The sequence below is a fragment of the Stenotrophomonas sp. 96582_Sma genome, from assembly GCF_056480905.1.
In genome coordinates this window covers 2884596-2897260 of the sequence record NZ_CM151122.1, presented here as the reverse complement: position 1 = coordinate 2897260, position 12665 = coordinate 2884596, and the positions used below count along the sequence as shown (strand labels likewise).

The window sequence follows — 12665 nt, the reverse complement described above, 5'->3', positions numbered from 1 at the left end:
CATCAACGAGGCGAGCGGCGGACGATGCGCAGCCAGCCGCGGGGGTCATCGTGGGGGGTAATCGCAGTGGATCTGCAGCGCTTCGGTGGGATTGTGATGCAGCACGAATCCGCAGTGCTGCAGGCTGCGCTTCGCTCGTGCGACTGGCTCGGCATACCGGGCGATGCGGCGGTGCTGCCAGCGCGGCGGGGTGAACACGCCCAGGGGCAGCAGCCGCAGCCGCTTGCCGTGCAGTGCCAGTGAGACATCGACATGACGGCCATCGATGTCGTGGCCGTTGGCGCCGAAGATGGCGTCGACTTCATCCTGGCGCTGCGGATAACAGGCACGGAAGAGGGTGATGCCGAGCCGACGCACCAGGCGGCGGAAGCCACCGAGACGGCTGTGGCTGGGTTCGAAGCCACGGGTAAGCAGTAGCCGCAGCCCCACAGGCAGCATTGCCTGCGCGTCGAGCAGGCGTTGCAGTACCTCTTCTTCCAGTTGGATGCGGGTGGAGGGCCAGCGCGGGGCGATGAGCAGTCCGTGGTGGTTGCCGCGTTGCAGGGTCAGCATCGGTGAAGCTTCGCACGCGGCCGAACAGCCGGGGTAGTGCCGGCCGCTGGCCGGTAGATTCGAATGCCGGCCAGCGGCCGGCACTACCGTGACGATCATCAGAGATCGCGGTACTGGATCTGCGAAGCCAGTACGCGCAGGCCGTCGGCATTGCTGGACAGGATGCGCTCTTCGCCAACACCTTTCTGCCGTTTCAACTGGAAGCCCTGATCCGCAGGCAGTTGTGCGGCGATGGCGTCCATGCGCTGCAGGGCATCAGGGCCGCTGCAGTCGAAGTGGCCCCAATAGGCGCCATCGCGGTGGATCTGCAATCGATAGTTCATCGCGGTGTCTCCGGCAGGTCCTGCAGCCAATGGTCGAACATCGCGGTGGCGGCCGCGGCCAGTGGTGCGCCATAGCGACCCGCCTGCGCGCGCAGATCATTCGGATCGATGCCGGCCTGGGCCAGCTCCAGCGTGTGACCAATCAGCCAACGCTCGAACTGGCGCGCGTCCAGTTCCGGATGGCATTGCAGGGCCAGCGCGTGATGGCCGATGGCGAAGGCCTGGTGACGGCAGGCCGGCGTGCTGGCCAGGCGGCGTGCACCGGCCGGAAGCTCGAACGCCTCACCATGCCAATGCAGTACCGGAATGCCCTGCAGGGCCTGCAGCGGTGAACGCTGGCCTTCATCGGTCAGCAGCAGTGGCGCAAAGCCGATTTCCTTGCCGCCGCTGGGAGCGACACTGGCACCGAGTGCACGCGCCATCAGCTGTGCACCCAGGCAGATGCCCAGGGTTGGCCGCTGCTGCTGCAGCCGGCGCTGCAGCAGGGCGATGCTGTCGGTGACGAAGGGATAGGTCTCTGTGTCATTGGCACTGATGGGGCCGCCCAGCACCACCAGCAGGTCGGCCACTTCGGCCGGATCGAGCGCATCGACGCCGGCCTGCAGCACCTGCAGCTGCCAGCCTTGTGCCAACAGCAAAGGCTGCAGGGTGCCGAGGTCTTCGAAGGCGACGTGTTGCAGAACGACTGCGTGCTTCATGCCGGGGCTCCGCTGTTCGGCCAGTAGAAGCTGTCCGGGGTGGCGCGGGCGCCGAAGATGGCCTGGCCGACGCGGACCACGGTGGCACCTTCCTCGATGGCCACTTCGAAATCACCGGACATGCCCATCGACAGCTGCGACAGGTCAAGGCCGGGCGGGGCGGTGCGTTGCAGCTGGTCGCGCAGTTCGCGCAGGCGCACGAAGCAGGCGCGCACGCGCTCGACGTCGGGGGTGAAGATGGCCAGGGTCATCAGGCCGCGCACACGCAGGCGATTGAAGGCCGGCAGCTGCTGCACGAAGGCCTCGACTGCGTCGGGTTCCAGTCCGTACTTGCTCGGTTCGGCCGAGGTGTTGACCTGCACGAACACATCCAGCGTGCGGTCTTCCAGTTGCAGGCGCTGCTGCAGGGCCTCGGCCACGCGCAGGCTGTCCAGCGCCTGGAACTCGCTGGCGAAGCGTGCCACGTAGCGCGCCTTGTTGGTCTGCAGATGGCCGATCACCGACCAGTGCACGCCCAGGTCGGCCATTGTTTCGGCCTTGCGCTGCGCCTCCTGCACCTTGTTCTCGCCCAGTTCGTGACAGCCTGCGGCCACCGCCATGCGGATGCGGGCGTCATCGACGGTCTTGCTGACCGGCAGCAGGCGCACGCTGGCCGGGTCACGGCCGACACGTGCGCAGGCATCGGCGATGCGTTGGCGCACCGTGACCAGGTTGGCGGCGATCTGTTCAACGGACTGGGCGACGGGCCAGTCGGCAGCGGCAAGGGGCATGCGGGCACCTCCAATGCAGGGTGGCCAGGGTGGGATACACTGGCACAGGACAAGATATATTTTGGCATAGGACAAAATGAAAATCACCGGGCATAGCGCCGAGTCGATCTTCGACAGCATCCGCGACGGCATCGGCAAGGGCCGCTTGCCGGCCGGCAGCGTGCTGCCGCCGGTGCGTGAACTGGCCGAGCAGCTGGGGGTGAACCGCAACACCGTGGCTGCGGCCTACAAGCGATTGGATGCGGCGGGCTTGGCCAGCACGGCGGGCCGTCGTGGCACGGTGGTGCGCGGATTGCCGCCGACGCTGGCGCGCGAGGGCAGCACGCCAGGGCTGGCCCTGCAGGACCTCGCCGGTGGCAACCCGGACCCGCGCCTGCTGCCGAACCTGCGCCTGGCGCCGGCAGCGCCGCGTTTGTACGGCGTAGGCACGGTCGACCCGAGGTTGCAGGCGCTGGCACGCGCCTCGCTGGATGCGGACTGTCCGGAGGGCTATGCGCTGGAGCTGACCCATGGCGCGGTCGACGGCATCGAACGCCTGCTGGCGGCGTGGCTGTTGCCGGGGGATCGCATCGCGGTGGAGGATCCGTGCTTCCTCGGCAGCCTCAACGTGCTCAATGCGGTGGGCCATGCGCCGTTGCCGGTGGCGGTGGACGCGCATGGCATGCAGGTCGATTCGCTGCGTGCGGCACTGGAGGCTGGCGCACGCGCGGTGCTGCTGACCCCGCGCGCGCACAACCCGACCGGGGCCAGCCTGGATGCGAAGCGGGCGCGGGCGTTGCGGCAGCTGTTGGCGGCCTACCCGCAGGTGGCGGTGCTGATCGACGATCACTACGCGCTGCTTTCGCAGCAGGCCTATCACTCGGTGCTGCCGCTGGATGGTCGTCGCTGGGCCGTGCTGCGTTCGTTGTCCAAGCCACTGGGTCCGGACCTGCGGCTGGCCTGGCTGGCCTGCGATGAGGAGACCGCATCGCGGTTGCGGTTGCGGTTGGCGTCCGGCACCGGCTGGGTCAGCCATCTGCTGCAGGATGCGGCGACTTCGGTGCTGGCGTCGGCGACGCAGCGGGCGAAGATCGCCTCGGCAGGTGAGCGTTACCAGCAGCGCCTGCAGTCGCTGCAGGAACTGCTGCGTGCGCGGGGCGTGCCGACACCGCAACCGATGGAAGGATTGAACCTGTGGCTGCCGTTGCCAACCGACAGCCATCCGCAGGTGCTGGCACTGGCTTCGCGCGGATGGCATGTACGTGCAGGCGAAGTGTTCGCGGTGGCAGCGCCGGGACATGGGCTGCGCATTACGTGTGCGGCGCTGGGATCGGCGCAGCTGCGGCAGCTGGCCGATGATCTGGCGGCGGTGTGTGGTTTGTAGAGTCGAGCCATGCTCGACTGCTTTTCGATCAGGCATCGCGGCGTTGGAGCGAAGTGCAGTCGAGCATGGCTCGACTCTACATGACCGGCAGTCGAGCATGGCTCGACGTTACACAAGCAGATCAGGGCGCGGCGTTGGCGCCGGGGCGCACGTAGTAGGACTGGCCGCTGTCATCGACGAACATCAGCTCCGGCTTGCCCTGCCAGGAGGTGAGCATGGCGCCGGTGTTGTTCTGGTGCTTGACCATCAGGCTGGCACCGCGGTCGGGGTTGGCGACGACCTTGAACACTTCGGTGGTGCCGGTGGCATCGTCCAGGGTGAGCAGGGCTTCGCCGCCGCGGTCGCTGGTGCCGTAGCCGCCGCGTTCGGAGCCGTCGGGGCCGAGCAGGATCAGGCCGGACAAGGCGGTGGCGCGCGGCCCCTGGGTACGGCCCTGGCTGAGCGGATCGGGAACCGGTGCACCGAGGATCACCCGCGGCTGGCCGCTTGCATCGTGGATGACCAGCCCGCGTGCTTCGATGATGCGCTGTGGTGATTGGCTGCGATGCAGGCTCCAGGCGGTCCAGCCGGAAACAAGCAGGGCGAGGGTCGAGACCACCAGCGTGGTCAGCAGCAGTGCGCGGGGCATGGCGTCGTCCTTCCTTGGATGTGCCGACGATAGCGGATGCGGACCGGCAATGGCCAGTTCGTTGTGTGACGTTGTGTATCGTCAATGGAAATCGCGGCTGTGGCTACGCAGTCCCTGCAGCAGTTCATCCAGGCAGTGCATGCGCTGCACGATGACATGCTGCACGCCATCAACGCGTTCCAGGCGGCCGTCGATCTGCATCAGCTGGGTGTCGACCAGTACGCGGTGCTGGCGGTCGGCCAGGTGCCGCCAGACCACGGCGTTGACCATGCCGGTCTCGTCCTCGAGCGTGAGGAAGGTGACGCCGCTGGCGGTCTGCGGGCGCTGGCGCATGCGTACCAGGCCGGCGATGCGTACGCGTCGGCCATGGCCGCGGTCTGCCAGCTGTGCGGTATCCAGGCAACCGCGGCTGCGCAGTTGCGCACGCAGGAACGAGATCGGGTGGCGGCCCAGCGTGGTGCCGGTGCTGCGGTAATCGGCCTGCATGTCTTCCCAGGCGCTGGGCAGGGGCAGCGCCACGCGGACTTCGGCGGTGGCGCGGGCCTGGTCGAACAGCGGCAGCCGGTTCTCCACGCCGGAGATATCCCAGCGTGCACGATGGCGATGGCCGCTGAGCCCACGCAGTGCCCCGGCATCGGCCAGCAGGCCCTGCTGGCGGCGGTCCAGGGCGGTGCGCTGGCACAGGTCACCCACATCGTCGAACGGGCGCCGCGCACGTTCGCGCATGATGGCCTGCACGGCGGGTTCGTTGCAGCCATCGACCAGGCGCAGGCCGAGCCGGATCGCCGCCGGCCCCTTGCTGAAATCCAGCGTGCAGTCCCAGTCGCTGTGGCGCACGTCCACCGGCAGCACGCGGATGCCATGCCGGCGCGCGTCCTGCAGCAGCTGGTCGGGGCTGTAGAAGCCCAGCGGCTGGCTGTTGATCAGGCTGGCGGTGAACGCGGCCGGGTGATGGCACTTCAGCCAGCAGCTGGCATAGGTCAGCAGGGCGAAACTGGCGGCGTGGCTTTCCGGGAAACCGTAATCGCCGAATCCCTTGATCTGCTCGAACAGGTGCTCGCCGTATTCGCGGCTGAAGCTGTTCTTGAGCATGCCGGCCAGCAGCTTCTCGCGATGCGGTTCCAGGCCGCCACGGCGTTTCCATGCGGCCATCGAGCGGCGCAGGGCATCGGCCTCGCCCGGGGTGTAGCCGGCCGCATCCACCGCCAGCTGCATCACCTGTTCCTGGAACAGCGGCACGCCGAGGGTGCGCGCGAACACGCGCTTCAGCTGTGGCGGGTAGAGCGGGTTGTCCGGGTCGTTCAACGCGTCCGGTCCCTGTTCACGCAGGATCCGCCGCCGCTCAAGGTAAGGATGGACCATGTCACCCTGGATCGGGCCGGGGCGCACGATCGCCACCTCGATCACCAGGTCATAGAACTCGCGTGGCTGCAGGCGCGGCAGCATCGCCATCTGCGCGCGCGACTCGATCTGGAACACGCCGATGGTGTCGGCGGCGCAGATCATGTCGTAGGTCGGGCCGTCTTCATCGGGAATCGCATCCATGCGCCCGCTGTGCAGGCCATGCTGCTGCAGCATCGCCAGGCACTTGCGGATGGCGGTGAGCATGCCCAGCGCCAGGCAGTCGACCTTCATCAGGCCGGTGGCATCCAGATCGTCCTTGTCCCACTGGATGACGGTACGGTCGGCCATCGCCGCGTTCTCCACCGGGACCAGGGTTGACAGCGGATGCTCGGAGATCACGAAACCACCCGGGTGCTGCGACAGGTGGCGCGGGAAGTCGATCAGTTCGGTGGTCAGCGCCAGCAGTCGCCGCATCAGCGGGGTTTCCGGATCGAAGCCGCGCTCGCGCAGGGTCTCCGGCAGCGGCACATGGCCGCCCCAGTGGTCCATCGCCGCGCCCAGTTCGTTGACCTGGTCCATCGGCAGGCCAAGCGCACGGGCCACGTCGCGGATCGCGCTGCGGCCACGGTAGCTGATCGCCACCGCGGTCAACGCCGCGCGCTCGCGGCCATAGCGCTTGAACACGTACTGCAGCACTTCCTCGCGGCGCTCGTGTTCGAAGTCGATGTCGATATCCGGTGGTTCGTCGCGCTCGGCGGAGATGAAGCGCTCGAACAGCAGGTTGCTGCGTGCCGGGTCGATCTCGGTCACGCCCAGTACGAAGCACACCGCGGAGTTGGCCGCCGAGCCACGACCCTGGCAGAGGATGTCCTGGCTGCGCGCGAAGCGCACGATGTCCTGCACGGTGAGGAAGTACGAGGCGTAGTTCTTTTCCCGGATCAATGCCAGTTCGTGCTCGATCTGTTTGCGTTGTGCCGGTTCGATGCCGCCTTTCCAGCGCCACGGGATGCCGCGCTCCACCAGCACGCGCAGCCAGCTGTCCGGGTCGTGGCCCTCGGGCACCAGCTCGCGCGGATAGGTGTACTGCAGCTGCTCCAGGGTGAAGTGGCAGCGCTCGGCGATGCGCAGGGTCTCGGCCAGCAGTTCGGGCGGATATAGCTGGGCCAGCGCAGTACGCGGGCGCAGGTGGCGCTCGCCGTTGGGAAACAGGCGCCAGCCGGCCTCGGCCACGCTGCAGCGGTGGCGGATGGCGGTCAGTGTGTCCTGCAGGGCGCGGCGGCGGCGCACGTGCATGTGCACATCACCACTGGCCACCAGCGGCAGGTGGTGGCGTTCGCCGAAGGCCTGCAGCTGCTGCAGGCGACGCGCGTCGTCATGCTCATGGTGCAGCTCCACCGCCAGCCACAGGCGATCATCGAAGCCGGTGCGCAACAGTTCCAGATCGATGGCGGCCGGTTGCCGGTCCAGCCACAGGCACAGCAGGCCGTCGGGCAGGCCGAGCAGGTCCTCGCGCAGGCAGCGGTATTCGCCCTTGGCCGCGCGCCGCCGGCAGGTGGTGATCAACTGGCAGAGACCAGCATAGGCGGCCTGGTCGGTGCACAGCAGGGCCAGCTTCGGCCCGTCCTCGATCTGGAATTCGGCGCCGACGATCAGCGCCACGCCATGCGTCTTCGCCGCCTGCCAGGCACGCACGATGCCGGCCAGCGAGCATTCGTCGGTGATCGCCAACGCGCGGTAGCCCTGGCCGGCAGCGCGCGCGAACAGTTCTTCGGCGATCGAGGCGCCACGCTGGAAACTGAAGGCCGACAGGCAGTGCAGTTCGGCGTAGCCGGGCAGTTCGCTGTGCATGGCGGCTCAGCCGAACCAGCCGTGCAGCATCCACGGCGCATGCGGATCATTGCGGTCACGGAAAGCCCAGCCGCGCTGGCCATGCGCGGTTTCCACCACGTAGTAATCGCGGCGCGCATCGGCCTGGTCCCACCAGCCCGATTCGATCCGCTCCGGCCCGGTGACGATGCGCAGGCGCGGATCACGCAGCGGTTGTGGGGTGTCCAGCAGCCAGCCAGGGCGCAGCGGCCAGTACGACGGAGACTTGGCCGGCGGCTGGGTGCCACTGGCGCGTTCGGGGCGATGGTCGGCCTGCACCGCCAGCGGCTGCACGGCGTCATCGCCCAGCCGCGCCCGCAGGCGCTCGCGCAGCTGGTTCCAGGGCATCGCCTGTGCCGGCCGGGTATCGAACAGGTCACGCGCGGCGGGCACGAACGGTGGCAGCTGTTCGGCCTGCAGGCGCAGTGCGCGGCTGCCAGCGGGCAGGGCGAACGCTTCCATGCGGTTGCGCGCGATCTCGAACAGCAGCGCGGGATCGCGCTCGGGTGCCAGCAGGCCGATGGTCAGCACGCTGGCCGGCAGCAGGTCATGCTCGAAGTGCAGGTCGAAGCGCTGTACGCCGCCATCGCGCGAGCACAGGAAGGCCGCCAGGTCCAGCAGCAGGCGGCGCAGCGGGAACAGCAGGGCCTGGCTGGATTCGATCTCGTATTCGAATTCGATGCGCGCATCGAAACGATCCGGTGGCTGGTAGTAGCGCAGTGGCGCGGTGGGCAGGCCACGCAATGCGTCCAGCTGCTGCAGCACCTCGGGGGCGAAGCGCCGGGCCAGGCTGTCGCGCGGCAGTTCGAGCACCGCACCCAGCGTGCGCAGACCGGAACGACCGAGCACGGTCACCGCTTCGCTGGGCAGGCCGCAACGCGGCAACGGCAGCTGCGCCAGTGCCGCTGGCAGCTGCTGCGCATCGATGCTGAGGCCGTCGTGGACGTTGGCCAGCACGCGCGCGGCATGCGCGGTGGGCGCGGCCACCAGGCGGTGGCGGAAACCAAGCTCATGCAGTTCGCCGCGCAGGCGCTTTTCGATCGTCAGCCAGTCACCGAACAGGGCGCGACTGGCGCCGATCTCCATGACCAGCGCGTGCGGAAAATCGAGGCTGACCTGCGAGCTGTAGGCGTAGGCCCAACTGGCCAGCAGCTGCCGGGTGTGCTGTTCGGCGTTCGGGTCGTAGTCGTGCAGGTACATGTCCTGCACCAGCACCTGTGCGGCCGACAGCAGCATGCCCGGGCGCAGTCCCGCTGCGCGTGCCGACGGGCTGACCGCGCGCAGCACGCGACGCTGCGCCGGCCCCTGCAGCAGCACCAGTGGCCGCTGCGGGTCCGGCTGCAGGCGCAGCACGCTGTCCAGTGCCAGCTGCGGCAACAACAGGCAGGCCCAATGCATGACGCGGCCTCAGTGGGCGATGGCCAGTGGCAACGGCTGCGCCGGTGGCAGGCCGCCACGGCACTTCAGCACCCGCACCTGGCCGTGGTTGAGCTGCAGGCGCAGGCTGGCCGGGGAGGGGTTGCGCGCTGCCTGCGCCTCGCGGAACACGAAGCCCAGGCACTGGCCGCTGTCGGCAGCCACCTGCAGCCGGCGCAGTGAGCGGTCGTCGGCCTGGTGTGGCCAACACAGCACCGCCGCGCAGGCCGCAGAGCGCAGGCACTGTTCGGCGGCCCACAGCGCCTGTTTCGGTGCGGCGTGGATGATCTGCAGCTGGGCCAGGTCCAGCCCGGCCGCCGCCCAGGCCGGGGCATGCGGGCGGTAGGGCGGGGCGACCAGCACGATCGGGCGGTCGCGCTGGCTCAGCTTCGCCAGCGCCGGCCAGACCAGCGCCAGCTCGCCGACGCCGGGCGCGGCCTGCAGCACCTCGCACAGCCCGCTGGCCGGCCAGCCACCGCCGGGCAGGCGTGCGTCCAGCGCCGGATGGCCACTGGCCAAGTGGTCGCTGGCCGGCCCCTGGCGGGCTGGGCCGCGCCACAGCTGGCGCCCGTCCAGCAGCCGGTCGAGGGCGACGACAGCACCCATCAGCCGATCCTCCAAGGGAGGCGCCGGGTTGGCTTGAAGCGGCAGGAACGGGCGGAAACGGCAGGCATGGCGCGAGTATCGACGGGCCGGTATCAGGGGCTGAGACCGGACATGCTACTCGCCTTGTGAGTAGAATTACTAATGAAATCGGAAGGTCGGGTTTCAGGTTGCTGAAGGGCTAAAGCATCCACGCATGGCGTGGATCTACCAGGGTTCTCTCCAGTAGATCCACGCCATGCGTGGATGGGAAAACGGTGCCGACCAGGGTCGGCACCTACAGGCACGGGCACTCCCGGTTACGGGCGCACCGGCAGCGCCACCGGGCGCAGCGGCGCGGCATCACCGCCGCGGATCTTCAGCGGGCCACCGATGAAGGCGAACTCATAGACCTTGTCGCGGGCCAGTTCGTCCAGCGCCACCAGCTCGATGATCGGCGCGCCCTGCTGGGCCAGCAGGTAGGTGTGCAGCGGCACGTAGTCGTCGGACACCTCCGAGGGGAAGGTCTCGAAGCTGAGGTTGTCGGCGCCGACGATCATCGCGCCGCTGTCCTCCACCAGGAAGCGCGCCGCGTCCAGGCCCATGCCCGGCGGGTTGGCCATGTAGGCCTTCGGCTGTTCGAACAGGCGCATGCGGCCGGTGCGGATCAGCACGATGTCGCCCTGCTGCAGTTTCACCCGCTGGCGTGCCAGCGCATCCTTCAGGTCCTGGCGGGTGACGCGGTAGCTGTCAGGCAGCATGTCTACGCCCTTGGCGCCGGCCACGTCGATCAGCACGCCACGCGCGATCAGCGGCGGGAATTTCTCGATGCCGGTGACGTTCCAGCCACGGTCGCCGAGGTGCTTGTCGGCCTCGAAGCCGTTCCAGATCTTTCCGTGGATGCCGAAGTGGTTCAGCGCATCGATGTGGGTGCCGGTGTGGCTGTACATCGAGAACGCGGTGCCGGTGTAGCTGCGGGTGAGGTTCATGGTTTCACCCACGCCCATCGGATCATCCATCACCGTGCCGCGCGGGGTGTGGGTCATCCAGAACTGGTAGTGCGGGTCGCCGGCATCCTGCCAGCTGGGCATGCCAACGTAGTATTCGGTGGCCAGATCATAGGCCTTGCCGCCGCTCACCCGCGACAGGATCGCCGCACGCGAGGCCTCGGTGATCAGGTTGAGACGGCCGATCTCGTCCTTCGGCCCCCAGGGGCTGGTGCCGACCTGCTGGCCGGAGGGAACGCGTTCGTGCGCGGACACGGTGGTGGAAGCGGCGGTGCCGGCCAGCAGCAGGGCCAGCGCGGTGGCCAGGGTACGTGGGGTCATGGGGAATCTCCTTGCAGGGTGGGGGACGGTGCGGCTCAGGCCGCGACCAGGTGCGCCAGGGCCTGGCGCAGTTGCGGCAGCGGCAGGGTCTGCAGGCGCAGGCCGTTGCCGCCGATCACGGTGGGAATGGAGCGGATGCCGAGGGTCGCGGCTTCGGCACGGTCGGCCTGCACGCGCTGGCGCACTGCGTCGCTGCGCATGTGGTCAGCGAAGGCGCCACGCGGGTGGCCCAGTGCTTCGGCGATATCCAGCAGTACTTCGGCGTCGCCGATGTTGCGGTGCTGGTGCAGGTGCGCCCACTGCACGGCATCGAACATCGCGCCATGGGCGTCGTTGCCACCGAGCATGCCGGCGGCCTGGCAGGCCAGTGCGCCGAGCCAGCCGGACGGATACTCGAAGTCCTGTGCGCGCATGCCTTCGATATCGATGCGCGCGGTGTCTTCATGCGCGGCGCAGTCGGTCCAGTGGCGCAGGATGATCGCCTTGGCGCGCTCCATCGAGCCGAACACCTCGACCATCTGCGCGCGCGAGTCCTGCAGCACGAAGCTGCGGTGGCGCACCTGGATGCCGAGTTCGGCCGAGACCTGCTGCAGGCGAGGGGCCAGCACGAAGCACCAGCCGCAGACCACGTCGTGGAAGAAATCGACCACCGGCGCGGCGGTGGCGGGGGAAGGAACGGAAGACATCTGCCTGCCATCGGTGAGAGGGGAGGCGGCAGAGTAGGCAGCGCGGCGTGGCCGAAACAGCACGCTGCGGGCAGCTCAGTTTTCGCTGGCGGTTACGAATCCAGGCCGGCGCAGCCGGGCAGCTCGGCGTGCAGGAAATCGATGAAGGCACGCACCTTGGGCTGCAGGTGGCGCGAGGTGGGGTAGACCGCATGCACGAAGCGCGGCGGATAGCGGTGGTCGGGCAGCACCTGCTGCAGTTCGCCACGGGCCAGTGCGGGTGCCGCCAGGAACGAGGGCAGGGCGCCGATGCCCATGCCGGCCACCAGCAGGTCGCGCAGCAGCAGGCTGTTGTTGACGGTGACGCGCGCTGGCAGGGTGATCGTCACCTGGCCATCAGGGCCGAGCAACGGCCAGCTGCCCGGTGAGTCGGACAGGCTGTAGGCCAGCACGCTGTGCGCCTGCAGATCGTTCACCGCCTGCGGTGCCGGATGCTGTCGCAGGTAGGACGGGGCCGCGCACAGCACCTGCTGCAGCGACGCCAGCCGGCGTGCCACCAGGCGTGAATCATCCAGCTCGGCACGCAGCCGCAGCGACACATCGAAACCCTCACCGACTGCATCGAGCAGGCGATCTTCCATCACCAGGTCCAGCGACAGCTGTGGATGCTGCTGCAGGAAGCGCGGCAGCAGCGGCGACAGCGTGCTCAGCGCGAACGACTGCGGCGCATTGACGCGCAGGCGTCCGGCTACGTCGCCGCGCTGTTCGGCGATGCCACGTTCCAATGCGTCCAGCTCGTCGAGCAGGCGGCAGCATTCACGGTAATAGGCGTGGCCGGTCTCGGTCAGGCTCATGCGCCGCGTGGTCCGCTGCAGCAGTACCACGCCCAGATGCGCTTCCAGCGTGCGCAACTGCTTGCTCAGCCCGGCCGGCGACATGCCCAGGTCTTCGGCAGCGCGGGCCAGTCCGCCGCGTTCGACGATGCGGCGGAAGGCACGCATCAGGTTGAAGGAATCCATGCCGGCCCCGGGCGCGATGAGGGCGCCATTGTAGAGCCGCGCCATGCGTGGATGTGGGAAACGTGGTGCGTCCATGATGGTCATCCACCGGGGAGCGCGCCGGGTTGCGCC

The 12665-nt window shown here is 68.6% G+C and carries 12 protein-coding genes; 1 reads left to right on the top strand and 11 read right to left on the bottom strand.

Going from position 1 to position 12665, the window contains the following annotated elements; all coding sequences use genetic code 11:
* Positions 1 to 45: 45 nt before the first annotated feature.
* The 4 genes from ACZK2R_RS13385 to ACZK2R_RS13370 form a co-directional block, all read right to left on the bottom strand.
* Positions 46 to 552 (bottom strand): hypothetical protein, encoded by a 507-nt coding sequence (locus tag ACZK2R_RS13385; RefSeq protein WP_180837817.1) that lies wholly within the window; start codon positions 550 to 552, stop codon positions 46 to 48.
* 98 nt (positions 553 to 650) lie between these two features.
* Positions 651 to 875: a hypothetical protein gene (locus ACZK2R_RS13380; RefSeq protein WP_125894569.1), complete on the bottom strand. Its 225-nt coding sequence runs from the start codon at positions 873 to 875 to the stop codon at positions 651 to 653.
* Entirely contained in the window at positions 872 to 1573 is a 702-nt protein-coding gene (locus ACZK2R_RS13375; protein WP_180837775.1) for a glutamine amidotransferase, read from the bottom strand. The genes ACZK2R_RS13380 and ACZK2R_RS13375 overlap by 4 nt, the downstream gene beginning before the upstream one ends.
* Positions 1570 to 2343: a YggS family pyridoxal phosphate-dependent enzyme gene (locus ACZK2R_RS13370; protein WP_180837774.1), complete on the bottom strand. Its 774-nt coding sequence runs from the start codon at positions 2341 to 2343 to the stop codon at positions 1570 to 1572. The genes ACZK2R_RS13375 and ACZK2R_RS13370 overlap by 4 nt, the downstream gene beginning before the upstream one ends.
* A 76-nt stretch (positions 2344 to 2419) precedes the next feature.
* On the opposite strand from ACZK2R_RS13370, the gene ptsJ reads away from it, so the two are divergent.
* Positions 2420 to 3706, top strand: a complete 1287-nt coding sequence (gene ptsJ / locus ACZK2R_RS13365; RefSeq protein ID WP_153856097.1) for a MocR-like B6 salvage transcription factor PtsJ — start codon at positions 2420 to 2422, stop codon at positions 3704 to 3706.
* A gap of 121 nt (positions 3707 to 3827) precedes the next feature.
* On the opposite strand, the gene ACZK2R_RS13360 is transcribed toward ptsJ, so the two are convergent.
* From ACZK2R_RS13360 to ACZK2R_RS13330, 7 genes are all read right to left on the bottom strand, one after another.
* Positions 3828 to 4334 (bottom strand): hypothetical protein, encoded by a 507-nt coding sequence (locus tag ACZK2R_RS13360; protein ID WP_019336451.1) that lies wholly within the window; start codon positions 4332 to 4334, stop codon positions 3828 to 3830.
* Positions 4335 to 4415: 81 nt separating this feature from the next.
* Positions 4416 to 7526, bottom strand: coding sequence for an error-prone DNA polymerase (locus tag ACZK2R_RS13355; protein WP_180837773.1), 3111 nt, complete (start codon positions 7524 to 7526; stop codon positions 4416 to 4418).
* 6 nt (positions 7527 to 7532) lie between these two features.
* The gene (locus ACZK2R_RS13350) at positions 7533 to 8942 is read right to left on the bottom strand and encodes a Y-family DNA polymerase (RefSeq protein ID WP_125894577.1); all 1410 of its coding nucleotides are present in this window, start codon (positions 8940 to 8942) and stop codon (positions 7533 to 7535) included.
* Between the two features lie 9 nt (positions 8943 to 8951).
* The gene (gene imuA / locus ACZK2R_RS13345; RefSeq protein WP_125894579.1) at positions 8952 to 9566 is read right to left on the bottom strand and encodes a translesion DNA synthesis-associated protein ImuA; all 615 of its coding nucleotides are present in this window, start codon (positions 9564 to 9566) and stop codon (positions 8952 to 8954) included.
* Between the two features lie 296 nt (positions 9567 to 9862).
* Positions 9863 to 10870 (bottom strand): cyclase family protein, encoded by a 1008-nt coding sequence (locus ACZK2R_RS13340; RefSeq protein ID WP_164162816.1) that lies wholly within the window; start codon positions 10868 to 10870, stop codon positions 9863 to 9865.
* Between the two features lie 35 nt (positions 10871 to 10905).
* Positions 10906 to 11556: a DsbA family oxidoreductase gene (locus tag ACZK2R_RS13335; RefSeq protein ID WP_121503545.1), complete on the bottom strand. Its 651-nt coding sequence runs from the start codon at positions 11554 to 11556 to the stop codon at positions 10906 to 10908.
* 92 nt (positions 11557 to 11648) lie between these two features.
* Positions 11649 to 12599, bottom strand: a complete 951-nt coding sequence (locus ACZK2R_RS13330) for a LysR family transcriptional regulator (protein WP_180837816.1) — start codon at positions 12597 to 12599, stop codon at positions 11649 to 11651.
* Between the last annotated feature and the right edge of the window lie 66 nt (positions 12600 to 12665).